The organism is Pseudoalteromonas sp. bablab_jr010 (assembly GCF_016464105.1).
In the GTDB taxonomy this organism is placed as follows: Bacteria; Pseudomonadota; Gammaproteobacteria; order Enterobacterales; family Alteromonadaceae; genus Pseudoalteromonas; species Pseudoalteromonas simplex.
Window position 1 is genome coordinate 1 of the sequence record NZ_JACDWV010000082.1, and the last position, 14,948, is coordinate 14,948.

Sequence of the window (14,948 nt, forward strand, 5' to 3'; positions counted from 1 at the left end):
TCGCTTTTAAACCAACCCTTTGGGCGTTTCACAGGCACTTACTCTCATCGTTGTTACTTCTTAAAAGGGACTGCCATTGTTGCAAAGTAACGCCTTGATATTAAGCACCTGTGAAACGCTGAATTCTGCATCTTGAGGTGGCTTGGGTATAGCTGGAATAGGCCCAAAAATAGTAAGGTTTTTTGGGCCTTAAAGAGGGGTTAGATATCTTTTGGCTTTTCGATGTAATAGCCTTGCACACCATCTAAACACAGTGTTTCGATGATGTGTTTTTCTTCTTGGCTTTCGACGCCTTCAGCAAATACACTCACACCAATACGGTGAGCTAGATCCACCATTAAACGCATAAAGTATTGGTTGTTTTTATCTTCTTCAAGGCCGCGGGTGTAGCTTGCGTCCATTTTGATAAAGTCTGGTTTTAAGTCTCTAAAGAATTTAAATGACGTTAAACCCACACCAAAACGCTCTACGGTAATACGTGCACCCACGCGGTGTACCATATCGATAAAGCGTTTACTTGCTTTAATGTTTTGTTGTAATCCAAACTCGCTGACTTCAAATATAAGCTTAGAGGCGATATTGCTGTCTTTAAGTAATCGGCGCTCTAACCAGATCACAAATTGATCATTGTGAGCGCTTGATGCAGTAACATTAATACCAAAGAATTTTTCAGAGAAATTACGCGTTTTAACCTTCTCTAAAGTGGTATCGATAATTAAACGGTCAATTTCCATTGCCATTTCTAGCTTTTCTGCCATTGCAAGAAAAGAGGCCGTTGGCAGCATTTGGTTTTCTGCAGTTTTGAAACGAACTTGGATCTCAGCATAGGCTTTAACACTTTTACCTATTGGCATAATGTTCTGCATAACCAAGTGCACACGTTTCGATTCGATCACTTCGGTAATGACTTTACGCCAGTTTTGGTTACCAAAACCTGCGCTGGCGTTATTAACTAAATCAGTTTCACGCTGTACATGCCATGCATTTGCTTGTTTTGATTGCGCCATGCTCATTGCATTATCAACAATTGATAATAACTCACCAAGCGGCTTACCTTTTTCGTAGCCAACTATACCTGTGTTAGCAACTGAGCTTAATTCTTGGTTTTGCTGATACTGAGTAAAACGCGATTGTAAGTTATCGCCAAAGCGTTCAGCTTCTTTAAGTGGGGTATTAGGCAGTACCACAGCAAAATCAGAACTGTTTAAACGAAAAACCTGACTGCCTGTATAGGTGCCGCTAATATGTTTAATAATATCGGCCACACCTTTTACGTATTCATCACCTTTTTGGTAACCACGTGTTTGGTTTATTGTTTGTAGCTCACTACAACGCACCATAGCAAGTGAACCAAAGGTGCTTTTTTCTGCATTCTCAATATTTTTTTCGTAATACTCTACAAACATATTACGATTGCCAAGGTTAGTGACTACATCTTTATAGGCTTCTTTTTTAATACTTAGCGCATTATTTTGAATATCATCGTGTTTAGTTTGTAAAAAGTGTGACAGACGATTGAACGAAGGAATTAAATCTTTGCTTAGCTTCTTTAATCTTGAAGTGTCCATAGCTTGTTCAATATCGTCGCTTACTTGATTCTGATTTATGTATATATCGACAATATCAGCAACTGTTGTGCTTATTTTTCTGTTTAAGCGACGGAACATACTGTTCATATAAATAATTGGTAATAATGCAATCAATCCAGATATCAAAATGACAATAAACATCGCTTGTTGCAGCAGAGTTGCTAGGTTATGAGCATTGATCGTAAATTCAATTTTTATGTCAGATGTCTGATTCACTGCAAATTGAGGCCGGATAGAGTTAAATGAATTATTAACTAATTCAGCAAACAAGGGGAGGGGCTGACTAGACTCTATCATTGTAACAACTTTGCCAGTTTGATCGCGGATTACAAATTTAGAAAAAGTACTGCCATCAGAAAGTGCTTGCCTAAGTTTCTCTGGTGCCAGCTGTTCAATAGTTTGTGAGTTTATATAGGCATTAACTACACGCTGTGCTTTTTGCTGGGCATCACTTACTGCACTGTCAAAACTAATTGCAATAAAATATCCGCCTAATAATGCGAATAGTAGCCAAGAAATAAGTTGTACGAATATGAGTTTTTTAAAACCAGCCATGTTTCTTATCTTTTAAAAGCCTAAAAGGAAGGAATCAATTCCTTGATTGATCGGTTTAATAATAGTGAATTCTATTTTATATCAAAGCATATAAATAACTTACACTAGAGTAGTGTATAAGCGCTGGAAAGTCTAATACAATCGGTGAGGCAAAAAGAGATAAAATTTAATATATTCGTAGAGTTGGCTCCCCCTCCCCGACTCGAACGGGGGACCTGCGGATTAACAGTCCGTCGCTCTAACCAACTGAGCTAAGGGGGAACTAAATAGAGTAGTGCGGTGCTATGATTTGGCTCCCCCTCCCCGACTCGAACGGGGGACCTGCGGATTAACAGTCCGTCGCTCTAACCAACTGAGCTAAGGGGGAACAATCATATTCATAAACTTGGCTCCCCCTCCCCGACTCGAACGGGGGACCTGCGGATTAACAGTCCGTCGCTCTAACCAACTGAGCTAAGGGGGAATCGTTTATGATTGAAAAACTTGGCTCCCCCTCCCCGACTCGAACGGGGGACCTGCGGATTAACAGTCCGTCGCTCTAACCAACTGAGCTAAGGGGGAAGCGTCATGCCTTTCAACGGGGCGAAATATTAATGACAGCATTGCAAAGTGTCAACATAAAAACTTCATAAATTCAAAAAAGAAGCTTATTCGATGTTTTTATGTTCGATCTGAGCAAAATGTAGCTGAAAAGCGCAGCGTTTTTTGTTTTTTAGAAGACTAGCTATGTCGAAAAGATGACTTTTTTGCATTCTTTTTGAGCAGTAGTACCAAATTGAAAATATAAAAAACCATTCTTTGTTCAGATATTCTCTATTAAAGTGAGGAAATCATCACTTATGCAATAATTTCTTGTGATTGAGAAAATCAAACCTAAGAGTTTTTATTAGGCCATCCTTAGGTGTTATTTTTTTCTTGTATTTTTTTACTACAGATGGCGAATATTCCATCTTTTTTTATGAAGCACATCGACATCATTGTTTGTCGAGGATGACTAAATTTATTTTTAGGTATACATATCAGTTAGTTACTGAATAGTGTGTTGTCGTGTTTTATGTTTCATGCTGGCTTTCCATTAAGGGGAGAGCATTTTTTACACATTCTTTTCTAGAAGCTTACAAAAGGGTCAAAACGGGATACTTCACTATTATTCGTTTTATCAGTTTCAAGCTAGTCTTCAAAGCCTTTATATTTGCGGCTTCTAGAGAGTTATCCACGGTTTCTGTGGATAACTCTGTTTATTAAACTTTAAGAACAGCTATAGTACTAGGATTTTAGGGCGCTCCAGCAATTTCAAGTGTTTAGTTAAGTTTTTTTAATTCATTTTAAATCAATGTGTTAGTGTTTTTATCTGAAGCGATGCTGAATTGATAAGTAAATTTATTCGTGACGATGAAATGATGCTATTTATTGTGTAAAAAAACAGCGAATAGTGCCATTTAATTGTAATAAAGCTATTAAATTTGTTTTTATATTGTTTTTTATAAGGGTTAGTGGTTATTTTTATGTCAAAGCGTCAAAAGTTATAGTTTTGTACATCGATTTTGATTCTGTGAATAAAGCATAGCTTGCAAGTGAAGGATGCTTTAAACTTATAGGCTCATATAAAGAGGCCAAGAATTCTTATGAGCGTGAAACCGCAGAGCAAAACTAAACCTGATCTTTTAAACTCCCCAATTCTGCCGACCTTAAAAAAAATGACCATTCCTATGATTTTCGGAATGATCACTCTTATGATGTTTAATTTAGTCGATACCTTCTTCATCAGTTTGTTAGGCACTGAGCCATTAGCCGCAGTAAGTTTTACTTTTCCAGTTACCTTTACTGTAATTAGTTTAGCAATCGGCTTAGGGATAGGTACCTCCGCAGTTATTGCTAAAGCACTCGGAAGTGATAATTTAGATGAAGCTCGTTTTGATGCCAGTATGTCATTATTGGTGTCGGTTGTAATGGTGTTTTGCCTTTCTGCCTTAGGTTATTTGTATATTGAGCCTATCTTTAAATTATTAGGCGCAGGTGAGCAAGTCTTGCCACTTATTCATGACTACATGAGCGTGTGGTTCATCGGCAGTGTATTTTTAATTACCCCTATGGTTGGCAATTCAGTGCTTAGAGCCAGCGGCGACACCAAAACGCCAAGTATTGTTATGGGTGGAGCGGGGCTGATAAATGCTATTTTAGATCCGGTACTAATTTTTGGTTTTGGGCCAATTCCAGCCTTAGGTATACAAGGGGCTGCTATTGCGAGTGTTATTGCTTGGGCGGTTGCAGTAATTATTATTTTATATATTCTGGCAATTAAGAACGGTTTGTTGAGCCTGCATGCTGGTCAGCAAACAGCAGTTAGTTCAGTTCGTAAAATTCTTAAAATAGGTTTACCGGCGGCAGGCGCAAATATGTTGACGCCAATAGCGATGGCGGTCATGACGGCATTAGTAGCTAAGCATGGCCCTGAGGCGGTTGCTGCGTTTGGTGTAGGCAGTCGCATTGAATCTATCGCAAGCCTTGTGGTGCTTGCTTTATCGATGACCTTACCACCATTTGTAAGTCAAAACTTTGGGGCAGGTAAGTTTGAACGTGTTAAAGAAGCTTACTCAAAAACCTTGAAATTCGTGATGATTTGGCAGTTCGCTATTTATATTTTACTGCTGTTAACCTCTGGCTTTATCGCGGATGTATTTGGTAAAGAGCAAGCGGTAATGGATGTGATTAAGTTATTCATTTATATCTTACCACTGAGTTATGGCCTGCAGGGGGTGATTATTTTATCTAACTCTTCATTTAATGCCTTGCATAAACCAATGAATGCCCTGATTTTAAGTGTGGTACGTCTGTTTGTTTTTTATGTACCTTTTGCTTATATAGGCAGCGAAATTGCAGGTTTAACTGGTTTATTTATTGGTGCCGCGATTGGTAACTTATTTACTGCAATGGTTGCCTATAAATGGTTTATCAAAGAAGTTGATGGGTTAAGTGAGTCATATATGAAGGAGTGTCATTCATGAGCGACCATTTCCAACTAGTTTCTAAGTTTCAGCCAAGTGGTGACCAACCAACGGCCATTGCACAGTTAAAAGATGGCCTAGAGGCTGGGCTTGCACATCAAACATTATTAGGGGCTACAGGAACCGGTAAAACCTTCACCATGGCCAATATCATTAATGATTTGAATCGGCCAACCATTATTATGGCACACAACAAAACACTCGCTGCACAGCTTTACGGTGAAATGAAAGAGTTTTTCCCTCATAATGCGGTTGAGTATTTTGTATCTTATTATGATTATTACCAGCCAGAAGCCTACGTTGTTGCCAGCGATACCTTTATTGAAAAAGACGCGTCTATTAATGAGCACATTGAACAAATGCGTTTAAGTGCCACCAAAGCGCTGCTTGAACGACGTGATACCATTATTGTGGCTTCGGTGTCTGCTATTTATGGTTTGGGCGACCCTGACTCATACATGAAGATGATGCTTTTACTAAAAGTAGGTGAAACCGTCGATCAGCGCGATATGCTGCGTCGGCTTGCTGAATTGCAATATACACGCAATGATATTGAATTTAGCCGCGGTACTTATCGCGTTCGTGGTGAAGTGGTCGATATATTTCCTGCTGAATCGGATACTTACGCTGTGCGTGTGGAGATGTTTGACGATGAAATTGAGCGCTTAAGTATTTTTGACCCGCTTACAGGAGCAGTTGAAAAGCATATTGTACGTGCGACTATTTATCCAAAAACCCACTATGTAACACCCCGTGAAAAAATTCTTGATGCCATTGATAAAATTAAAGATGAGCTTAAAGACCGCCGAGCTCAGTTACTCAGTGCCAACAAACTTGTGGAAGAGCAACGTATTGCTCAGCGCACCCAGTACGATATTGAAATGATGACCGAGCTTGGTTATTGCTCTGGCATCGAAAACTATTCGCGATACTTATCTGGCAGAACACCGGGCGATCCACCGCCGACATTATTAGATTACTTACCTGATGATGCATTGATGATTATTGATGAATCACACGTTACTGTGTCGCAAATTGGTGCTATGTATAAAGGCGATAGAAGCCGCAAAGAAAACCTTGTTGAGTATGGCTTTCGCTTGCCATCGGCGTTAGATAACCGCCCATTACGCTTTGAAGAATTTGAAGCCATTGCGCCGCAAACTATTTATGTGTCGGCAACCCCTGGTGACTTTGAGCTTGAGCGCTCATCAGGGGAGGTTGCAGAGCAGGTGATTCGTCCAACCGGGCTTATTGATCCAGAAATTGAAGTACGCCCTGTGGGTAGCCAGGTTGATGACTTACTCTCAGAAATCTATAAACGAGTAGAAGTGAATGAGCGGGTGCTTGTAACCACTTTAACTAAGCGTATGGCAGAAGATTTAACTGACTATCTCAATGACCATGACGTAAAAGTACGCTATTTGCACTCAGACATCGACACTGTTGAACGGGTTGAAATTATCCGTGATTTACGTGCTGGCGTATTTGATGTGTTAGTGGGCATTAACTTATTGCGAGAAGGTCTCGACATGCCAGAAGTTTCACTGGTGGCGATACTTGATGCCGATAAAGAAGGTTTCTTACGTTCGACTCGTTCACTTATTCAAACCATAGGGCGTGCTGCGCGTCACTTAAATGGTAAAGCAATTCTGTATGGCGACCGCATCACTAATTCAATGCGACAAGCCATTGATGAAACAGACCGCCGCCGTGAAAAACAACAAGCTTATAACCTTGAACATGGTATTGAGCCACAAGCACTGGTTAAAAGTATTACCGACATTATGGATGTGGGCGAAGAAGCAAGCCCGAAAGACAACCTTAAGTTAGTGCGTAAAGAGTCTAAACAAGTGCTCAGCGCGAAAGATATTGCCAGCCAAATCAAAGCTCTTGAAGCGAAAATGCATGCTTATGCTAGCGATCTTGAGTTTGAAAAAGCGGCGTCTGTGCGTGATGAAATTCACGAATTACAACAACAGTTAATTAACTAAAGATGATGACAAACGATTTTTCTGCCATTTTAAATGCTTTAGCAGAGGCGCCACTTGCTGCTAATGAATTATGTCGTGTATTCCATGGCCGTGGTCACTCAGTCGCTGAGCTGAGCCACATAAACTTAGACTTTTATCCGCCAGCACTCTTTTTAGTTTCATATCAAGAAATAGATGAACAAGTACTTGCGCAATTAACTGATGCCCTGTGGCAATGGGCGCAAGAGAATGCGCCAGCGCTTGTCGGTGCATTGGTTTACCAACAACGTAGCGGCATTAACACCCGCAACGCGCTTATGCATGGTGAATTACCCCAAGAGCACCATGTCAGTGAAAATGGTATTAAGTTTAAAGTCGATTTATTGAGTCGCCAAAATACTGGGATTTTCCCTGATATGCGCCGTGGCCGAGAGTTTGTTCAAGCTAATAGTAAAAATGCAAAAGTGCTCAACTTATTTTCATACACGTGTGGCTTCTCTGTTGCAGCAATGCAGGGTGGGGCAGACCAAGTTATTAATATGGACATGAATAAAGGGGTGCTGCGAACAGGTAAACAAAACCATCAGCTAAATGGTTTTGATCAAGGTGTGAGTTATTTTCCGCACGATATTCTAAAATCATTCGGTAAGCTTAAAAAATCAGCACCGTATGAATTGATCATCATAGACCCGCCGAGTTTTCAAAAAGGCAGTTTTATATTGACCAAGGATTATCAAAAAATCCTACGTCGTTTACCTGAGCTGCTAAATGAAAACACCCAGTTGTTACTGTGTGCAAATAGCCCTGAGCTATCTGAGCAGGCGTTTAAAGATCTCATTAGCGATCATACCCAAGGGACAATTAGTTTTGTTGAGCGACTAACTCCTACTGATGGCTTTATTGAGGTTGACAGTGATCGCAGCTTAAAAGCGTTAGTCTATAAAACAGCAAACTAATGGCACTGAGTAAACGACTTTCAGCCATTGTAGATGTGGTTGATTCTGGGTATGACGAAATCTGGGATTGTTGCTGCGATCACGGTTTGTTAGGGATTGAGCTATTACAGCAAAATAAAGCCCAGCTTATACATTTCGTTGATATTGTGCCTGAGCTGATGCAGGTACTAAGTGAGAAACTCGAACGTTTTGCCACAAGTGAGCAACGCGGCCGTTGGCAGGTACATTGTCAAGATGTGGCAATGATTTCACCAGATCCTAAAAAGCGTCACCTTGTTATTATTGCTGGGGTGGGAGGTGAGTTATTAGTGCGATTTTTAGCGCGGATTGTTAGTCAACAACCAAATACGCATATTGACTTTATTGTGTGCCCTGTACATCACAGTTATCAAGTTCGCAGCTATTTGCAGACACTGCCATTGGGGCTCGTATCTGAGCAGTTGGTGTGTGAAAACAAACGATTTTATGAAGTTATTGCCATGAGTGCGTCTGCTTCGCAGTCGATCACTCGAGTTGGCCAGCAAATGTGGCAGCTAACAAGTAAAGAGCACCAAGCTTATCTAAAGCAGTTATGTGCTCATTACCAACGTATGTTAAATCAAGACGCCGATTACTATCAGCCTGTGCTTGAACAATACAGTGCATTATTAACTTAATAAGAGCTAACTTAATTAGAGTTTATTAATTTCTTGTTTTACGCTGTAGCTTGAATCAGTAACAATGGCTTCGAGCGTTTGCACACGCTCTTTTAGCTCTACAAGCTCTTTTGTTACTGCAGCGACATGTTCGTTCGCTTCTTTGCTGTCTTTTAATGTTCGAGATTTAAATTCTAAATGTTTTTTATACATATCATAAATCACACCTGAACCCACAGAAATCAAGACAATCAATACCACCATGGTTGTCCCTGACATAGCACTCTCCTTATTATTTAAAAATTATGTATAGATTATAGCCTGATTTTTTAATTGCAAAGGTGATTCTGTTACAAGGTGTTTCGTTTTAAAAATGGCTTGATACGAATAAAGCCGGTGACCAGCATGGTACCCGCGATAACACACAATGCGCCAACCAAGGTATTAGGTCCAATTTGCTCATCTAAAATTAAATTGCCCCAAACAATGCCAAATAATGGAATTAAAAAGGTAACAGTCAACGCAGAGGTTGGGCCAATGTCATCAATCAAACGGAAAAACAGGATATATGCCACCGCAGTACATAGCACACCGAGTGCCACCACACCAAGCATCACCTCATTACTTGGAATTTCTCTGGCAGGAATAACAAAAATAAGTGGTAGAACCATAATACTTGCCGCCCACATACTGCCATGGGCATTATCGAAAGCAGATAACTTAGGTGCATGTTTTGTGTAATGAGATGCAATGGCATAGCTGAGCGAGGCACACAATGCAGCTACAATTGCTGTGATTGCTTGCGTGTCGATAATCAGGCTATTTTGCCCTACTAAAATGGCTACGCCCGTTAAACCTAATAGCAAGCCAAGTAACATACTTTTGGTGGGTTTCGTTTTACTCCATACAATACCAACGATGGCACCCCAAATAGGGGTCGTTGAATTTAATATGGATAAGGTTGAGGCATTAATTGTTTGCGCTGCATAGGCAAACAATAAAAAGGGAAGGGCGGAATTAAGTGCGCCAATAATGAAAAAATGCTTTTTGTGGGTCGTGAAAGCGAGTTGCTTTCGTAAGTACATCGCAAAAATAAACAGTGTAATTGCAGCAAAGCCAACTCTTAACTCAATTAATACTGCAGGGCCTAAGCTATTCGCTGCCATGCGCATAAATAAGAAGGAAGCGCCCCAAATAGCAGCAAGGATGAATAAGCGTAATAAACTTGGCAATGACATGGTTTTTACATTCTTGAATTATAAAACCTGAGCATAACAAATTTCTGCTCTAATACTCGCCATTTTCGGACTATTAATCGGTTGATTCAGGTAGTTTCTTTTCGAAATCAGACTTAACGATTTCTAAAGCTGCTAATACATCTTCGGCGGGGACATCGTTTTGCTCTAATAGCATAATAAGGTCAACAGCAATTTTAATATAGTTAGGCGCACCTTCTAACTCACTGCTCATTTTTGCAATTCCTTTTTCTTAGCGACTTGGCTGATCGCTACATCAATAGCTGTTTGCACTTGTTGCTCCATTCTAATACGTTCTTTTTGCGGTAAATAAAATTCCATATCGACATCGTAGCGAATGTAACGAGCAGGCAGTTGATTTAATACGGTGCAGCATAAATCTGCCATAACATCATCACTATAGGTCGCTTCTAAGTTACGTTTTGAGATGTCTTCGACAACCAATTTTTCATAGTAATTATGAATGTCGTCATGCAATTTCATACAAAGTTAGCCTTATTTAAAAGTCACTTTTAGTGTATACCAAGCTTTAAAATAAATCGACAGCTGCCCTATAAAGCTGGCTATGAACTTCAACCAAACGGCTTACATTTCGTTGGTAGCCACCGCCCATGGCTGAAAACACTGGGATTTTTGCTTCCTTGGCTTGGTTTAATACAAAATGGTCACGCTGATACACGCCTTCTAAACTCACTTGAAAGTGTCCTAATTCGTCATCTGTTGCGATGTCTGCGCCGGCGTTATACAAAATGATATCTGGCTGGTGGAGTCTAATTGTTAAGGCTAAAGCTTGTTTGACTGTTTCTAGGTATTCATCATCTGTAGTGCCATGCTCTAACGCAAAATCGTAGTTTGATTGCTGTTTAATACGCGGGAAGTTTTGCTGACAATGAATTGAGCAGCTAATGATTTGAGGGTGTGCTTGTGTAACTTCGGCTGTGCCATCCCCTTGGTGGACGTCACAGTCAAAAATTAATACGGTGTCGGCTTGCTCTGAATCAATTAAGTGTGCTGCGGCTATCGCTAAGTCATTAAAAATACAAAAACCACTACCATAGCTCGTAAAAGCATGATGATAACCACCACTTAGGTTAAAAGCAGCACCCTGTTGCAAAGCAAACTCAGCGCCTTGAATACTTGCGCCAACAGAGTAAAGTGTTCGCTCAACCAACTCAGTGGACCAAGGAAAGCCCATTTTTTTAATTGCTTTGCTATCAAGGCTACCAGTTAAAAAAGCGTCGATATACTCGGGGTTATGGCACAGAGCAAGCTGCGCTCTAGTGGCTTATTGTGGGGTAATAAAATGCTGCTCATCAATAAAGTTGCTAACAAGCTGTTTTAACATGCGGTATTTATCAATGGGAAAGCGGTGACGCTCGGGTAAAGTTAACGCTGAATAATTTGGATGATAGTAAAACATTATCTCAGCTGTTGCTTTTCGACTTGCTGAATTTTGTCTTCAGTGGCTGAAATAGCCTTTCGACAACGGCCAAGTCTTGCATGTAAAGCTAATATTTCTTTATTAATTTCGGTTGCTTGCTGTGCATTTGCAGCGTCGAGCTTAAGTTTTCGCTCTTCGATCATCAAAACTAAGCGGCGTTCAAACTCATGGGTTTGTTTTAGTTCGTCATACAGCTCATGGGATGACTGCATGATTTTTTTAACTGCTTGCTTATAAACTTGTGGCTTAGCTTTCGGCTTAAAGCTGTATTTATTTTCTTTAGCCCATACCGAGGTTGATTTGATCACATTAAATACCGCTTCGACTTGAATGGCAATACGCTCAAGCGCATATTGATAAGCATGGCGATGCTCAGCTGGCGGCAGGCTGTTAAGCTCATCTTCGATTTCGGTTACATAGTCAGCCAGCTTCATACTTTTTGTGCTAAACACGGCTTTATCAAACAAACTTGGCTGGGCTTGCATATAGCGATTTTTAGCAAATAAATTACCCTTATCAAATTGTGTGGCCAATTGTTTGAGCCTTTCAATTTGTGAACGTAGTTTATCAAAAGCAGTCGATTGCATTTATAAATAAGCCTCATAGATTAACTTTAATGCTAACACTATAACCACAGTGTTAAACACTGGGCGGATCATTTTACTACCAAACTTTATTGCAGAATGTGCTCCTAACCATGCTCCAAGCATCAAGAAAAAACCCATTGTGATACCAAGTAGAAAGTTTACATGGCCAAGTGCAACGAAAGTGATCAATGAAATAAAGTTTGAAACAAAATTCATTGAGCGGGCAAGACCACAGTTAAGCAATAAGCTCATTTTATATAAAAGGCTATTTGATGCGGTCCAAAATGTGCCAGTGCCGGGGCCTGCTAAACCATCAAAAAACCCAAGTCCAAGCCCTTGCAGCCACTGTTTAACTTTAGTTTTACTATCAAGCTCTGGTAACTCGTTATGCTCAGTTGTACTTAAACTGCCAAATAAGCTGTAACAAGCGACTAAAATAATCACCACCGGTAGTAATTTATTTAAAAATTCAATACTTAAGTAATCTACCACTAAAGTACCTACGAGCGCCCCAATGGCTGTTGCTAAAATGGACGCAGCCCAAAACCGTGGGTTGAACAACTTTTTACGAAAATACGTTACGCTGGCTGTCAATGAACCAAAACTTGCTGCAAGTTTATTGGTACCTAATGTGAGGTGAGGCGGCAAACCTGCGGTTAATAGTGCAGGTACCGTTAACATGCCACCGCCGCCTGCAATTGCGTCAATAAAGCCGGCTGCTAGTGCAACTGCACATAATAGTGCCCAGGTTGTTGGGTCTAAAGCTAATTCAAACATTAATAATCAATTTGTCTTTTAAAAGGTGGCAAGGTATCGAGCATGGCTTTGCCATATCGCTTGGTCACTAGTCGGCGATCAAGGATAGTAATGCGACCCTGATCATTTTCTTTGCGCAGCAGTCTACCACAGCTTTGTACTAATTTCTTTGCCGCATCAGGTACGGTTATCGAAAGAAACGGGTTGCCACCTTTACTTTGCACAAACTCGGCCTGCGCTTCTTCTATTGGTGAGGTAGGCACCGCAAATGGAATTTTTGTAATTACTAGGTTTTCTAAGTATTTACCTGGTAAATCAAGACCCTCAGATAAACTTTGAGTGCCAAATAAATAGCTAGCACGGCCTAAATCCACATTGGCTTTATGTTTTTTAAGCAGGGCTTCACGAGACATTTCTCCTTGCACTAAGACCTCAATTCCTTTGCTACGTAATGCTTTAACAACATGATCCATCTGCCAATAAGAGGCAAATAACACTAAATTTGCTTTTTTATCATCAAGGAATTTGGGCAATTGCTCAGCTAAGTGATCACTAAACGCTTTATCGGTTGGCTCAATATGACTTGCAGGAATATGCAGCGTCGCTTGTTTAGGGTAATCAAATGGAGAAGGGACTTTTATGTATTTTACACCTTCTTCTTTGGCAAGACCGCATTCATAAGCAAAGTGATCAAATGAACCCAATGCAGTTAAGGTGGCTGAACAAAGCACGGCACCTGCACATTGATTCCATAATTTATCTTTAAGGTAATAGCCAACCTCAATAGGGCAATCACTAAGTAAATGGTCGTGATGGTTCTTATATTCTAAGCGTTTGATCCAGCGCGCATGGGGAATACCTTCGCCTTTTGTGGCGTAACTAAACCACAGCTTGTTTAATAACTCTAGACGATTAATGTACTGACCACTTTCAGCCAAGATTGGATCGGCCACATAAGGTTTTACATCGCCATCACTTACGTCTTGCACTAAGGTATCGTGCATCTTGTTGAGTGCTCTTAGGGCATCAAGGGTGGCATCGCTAATATCTTTTGCTTTGGCATGTAAAGATGCTGGGATTTCACCATGTTCAAAACGATAGGTGTCATCACTGTTATAATTAAAGTCTGCGTTATCAAGAATATCACGCACTACTTTTAAGTTTTTACCGGCATCATTGATACTGTCACTGAGCTTAAAATTTTGCCCAATCGCTTTTTGACCTACGAGCACATTGGCCATTTTGCCGGCAAATTTAACCAGCTTGTCGAGCCAGTCTATGGTGCCTTTAATGGTTGCTGCGGCAGAAGAGAAGTCGCGGGTGATGTGCGCTAAATGGTGTGCTTCATCGATAACATAAATCGTATCGTCAGGTTCAGGTAGAATCTTACCGCCACCCAAATCAAGATCAGCCAGTAATAGAGAATGGTTGATCACTAGCACATCCATTTGCATCAGACGCTGACGTGCCATATGAAAAGGGCAGAGCTGATGAGCGCGCATTTGTCGTTGGCATGAATGCTTATCACAAGCAATTAAATTCCACACTTTATCAGGAATTGTATCAGCCCAGCTATCGCGGTCGCCTTGCCATTGCTTTTTTGAATAAGCATTATAAAGTTGCTTTAAGCATTTGGTTTCCATATCTGAAAGGGGCGATGATAGGGTCGGCATAAACTCCATTTGCGTTTGACTGTCGCCATTGACGGCGGCACTCAGTTTTTGTGCACAGATATAACGCTGTCGACCTTTCACTAAATCAAACTTGATGTCGAGGCCAGAGTGCTCTTTGAAAAAAGGCAGCTCCTTACTAATTAACTGTTCTTGTAGAGCAACGGTTGCCGTCGAAATCACTAATTTCTTTTTCTTGGCCATCGCTAAAGGCAATGCCCCTAAACAATACGCTAGCGACTTACCGGTCCCGGTGCCTGCCTCAATAACGCAAATTCGTTGGCTCTTGTGATATTCGCCAGCTAGAGTTTTTGCTATTTCGGCAACTAAATAGTTTTGACTGCTTCGAGGGCGATAATCGGTGAGGTTATCAGCAACATGCTTATGAATTTGCCGAATTGTTTTTTTTAAAGAGTCAGAAAGCATGCCCAGAAAACCTAAAGTATGTATATAATTACAGTAATGAATTTTAGAGATTTAACTGGGCAACTACAAGCGACTTGTTACTTTAATTAGTTAATCAACTTA

At 40.5% G+C, this 14,948-nt stretch carries 12 protein-coding genes, 4 tRNA genes and 1 pseudogene; 4 read left to right on the plus strand and 13 right to left on the minus strand.

Annotated elements, in window-relative coordinates; translation table 11 throughout:
* Window positions 1–200 precede the first annotated feature (200 nt).
* The 5 genes from JIG37_RS07300 to JIG37_RS07320 all read right to left on the minus strand — a co-directional run bounded on the left by JIG37_RS07300 (window position 201) and on the right by JIG37_RS07320 (window position 2,705).
* Window positions 201–2,144: a GGDEF domain-containing protein gene (locus JIG37_RS07300; RefSeq protein ID WP_054553688.1), complete on the minus strand. Its 1,944-nt coding sequence runs from the start codon at window positions 2,142–2,144 to the stop codon at window positions 201–203.
* 184 nt (window positions 2,145–2,328) lie between these two features.
* A tRNA-Asn gene (locus tag JIG37_RS07305) sits at window positions 2,329–2,405 on the minus strand.
* A 29-nt stretch (window positions 2,406–2,434) separates the two neighbouring features.
* Window positions 2,435–2,511: transfer RNA gene (locus JIG37_RS07310), tRNA-Asn, on the minus strand.
* A 19-nt stretch (window positions 2,512–2,530) separates the two neighbouring features.
* Window positions 2,531–2,607 (minus strand) — tRNA-Asn (locus JIG37_RS07315).
* Window positions 2,608–2,628: 21 nt separating this feature from the next.
* Window positions 2,629–2,705: transfer RNA gene (locus JIG37_RS07320), tRNA-Asn, on the minus strand.
* A 1,064-nt stretch (window positions 2,706–3,769) separates the two neighbouring features.
* Between JIG37_RS07320 and JIG37_RS07325 the strand changes: the two genes are divergently transcribed.
* The 4 genes from JIG37_RS07325 to JIG37_RS07340 are packed head-to-tail and all read left to right on the plus strand — an operon-like array spanning window position 3,770 to window position 8,731.
* On the plus strand, window positions 3,770–5,149 hold the full coding sequence (locus tag JIG37_RS07325) for an MATE family efflux transporter (protein WP_054553687.1): 1,380 nt from the start codon (window positions 3,770–3,772) through the stop codon (window positions 5,147–5,149).
* Window positions 5,146–7,140, plus strand: coding sequence for an excinuclease ABC subunit UvrB (gene uvrB, locus JIG37_RS07330; protein WP_199529076.1), 1,995 nt, complete (start codon window positions 5,146–5,148; stop codon window positions 7,138–7,140). Before JIG37_RS07325 ends, uvrB begins: the two co-directional genes overlap by 4 nt.
* A 5-nt stretch (window positions 7,141–7,145) precedes the next feature.
* Complete coding sequence (locus tag JIG37_RS07335) at window positions 7,146–8,075, plus strand: class I SAM-dependent methyltransferase (RefSeq protein ID WP_199529089.1); 930 nt, start codon at window positions 7,146–7,148, stop codon at window positions 8,073–8,075.
* Window positions 8,075–8,731, plus strand: coding sequence for a tRNA (adenine(22)-N(1))-methyltransferase TrmK (locus JIG37_RS07340; protein WP_199529077.1), 657 nt, complete (start codon window positions 8,075–8,077; stop codon window positions 8,729–8,731). Before JIG37_RS07335 ends, JIG37_RS07340 begins: the two co-directional genes overlap by 1 nt.
* Before the next feature lie 15 nt (window positions 8,732–8,746).
* Here the strand turns inward: JIG37_RS07340 and JIG37_RS07345 are convergent, their stop codons facing one another.
* The 8 genes and pseudogenes from JIG37_RS07345 to dinG all read right to left on the minus strand — a co-directional run bounded on the left by JIG37_RS07345 (window position 8,747) and on the right by dinG (window position 14,846).
* On the minus strand, window positions 8,747–8,989 hold the full coding sequence (locus JIG37_RS07345; protein WP_054553683.1) for a hypothetical protein: 243 nt from the start codon (window positions 8,987–8,989) through the stop codon (window positions 8,747–8,749).
* 71 nt (window positions 8,990–9,060) lie between these two features.
* Complete coding sequence (locus JIG37_RS07350; RefSeq protein WP_054553682.1) at window positions 9,061–9,948, minus strand: DMT family transporter; 888 nt, start codon at window positions 9,946–9,948, stop codon at window positions 9,061–9,063.
* Window positions 9,949–10,021: 73 nt separating this feature from the next.
* A complete protein-coding gene (locus JIG37_RS07355; protein WP_199529078.1) occupies window positions 10,022–10,180 on the minus strand; it encodes a YbaM family protein in 159 nt (52 codons plus the stop codon).
* Window positions 10,177–10,449 carry a late competence development ComFB family protein gene (locus JIG37_RS07360; RefSeq protein WP_138602087.1) on the minus strand — a complete coding sequence of 91 codons (273 nt, stop codon included), beginning with the start codon at window positions 10,447–10,449 and terminating at the stop codon, window positions 10,177–10,179. Before JIG37_RS07360 ends, JIG37_RS07355 begins: the two co-directional genes overlap by 4 nt.
* 46 nt (window positions 10,450–10,495) lie before the next feature.
* Window positions 10,496–11,389, minus strand: a pseudogene (locus tag JIG37_RS07365) (histone deacetylase).
* On the minus strand, window positions 11,386–11,994 hold the full coding sequence (locus JIG37_RS07370) for a primosomal replication protein (RefSeq protein ID WP_199529079.1): 609 nt from the start codon (window positions 11,992–11,994) through the stop codon (window positions 11,386–11,388). The pseudogene JIG37_RS07365 and the gene JIG37_RS07370 overlap by 4 nt, the downstream one beginning before the upstream one ends.
* Entirely contained in the window at window positions 11,995–12,771 is a 777-nt protein-coding gene (locus tag JIG37_RS07375; protein WP_054553678.1) for a TSUP family transporter, read from the minus strand. It lies immediately after the preceding gene.
* Entirely contained in the window at window positions 12,771–14,846 is a 2,076-nt protein-coding gene (gene dinG, locus JIG37_RS07380; RefSeq protein ID WP_138602093.1) for an ATP-dependent DNA helicase DinG, read from the minus strand. Before dinG ends, JIG37_RS07375 begins: the two co-directional genes overlap by 1 nt.
* Between the last annotated feature and the right edge of the window lie 102 nt (window positions 14,847–14,948).

Excerpts from the sequence above, each read along its gene's own strand:
- JIG37_RS07300 (WP_054553688.1), bottom strand. The coding sequence starts at position 2,144 with ATGGCTGGTTTTAAAAAACTCATATTCGTACAACTTATTTCTTGGCTA.
- JIG37_RS07325 (WP_054553687.1), top strand. The coding sequence starts at position 3,770 with ATGAGCGTGAAACCGCAGAGCAAAACTAAACCTGATCTTTTAAACTCC.
- uvrB (WP_199529076.1), top strand. The coding sequence starts at position 5,146 with ATGAGCGACCATTTCCAACTAGTTTCTAAGTTTCAGCCAAGTGGTGAC.
- JIG37_RS07335 (WP_199529089.1), top strand. The coding sequence starts at position 7,146 with ATGACAAACGATTTTTCTGCCATTTTAAATGCTTTAGCAGAGGCGCCA.
- JIG37_RS07340 (WP_199529077.1), top strand. The coding sequence starts at position 8,075 with ATGGCACTGAGTAAACGACTTTCAGCCATTGTAGATGTGGTTGATTCT.
- JIG37_RS07345 (WP_054553683.1), bottom strand. The coding sequence starts at position 8,989 with ATGTCAGGGACAACCATGGTGGTATTGATTGTCTTGATTTCTGTGGGT.
- JIG37_RS07350 (WP_054553682.1), bottom strand. The coding sequence starts at position 9,948 with ATGTCATTGCCAAGTTTATTACGCTTATTCATCCTTGCTGCTATTTGG.
- JIG37_RS07355 (WP_199529078.1), bottom strand. The coding sequence starts at position 10,180 with ATGAGCAGTGAGTTAGAAGGTGCGCCTAACTATATTAAAATTGCTGTT.
- JIG37_RS07360 (WP_138602087.1), bottom strand. The coding sequence starts at position 10,449 with ATGAAATTGCATGACGACATTCATAATTACTATGAAAAATTGGTTGTC.
- JIG37_RS07370 (WP_199529079.1), bottom strand. The coding sequence starts at position 11,994 with ATGCAATCGACTGCTTTTGATAAACTACGTTCACAAATTGAAAGGCTC.
- JIG37_RS07375 (WP_054553678.1), bottom strand. The coding sequence starts at position 12,771 with ATGTTTGAATTAGCTTTAGACCCAACAACCTGGGCACTATTATGTGCA.
- dinG (WP_138602093.1), bottom strand. The coding sequence starts at position 14,846 with ATGCTTTCTGACTCTTTAAAAAAAACAATTCGGCAAATTCATAAGCAT.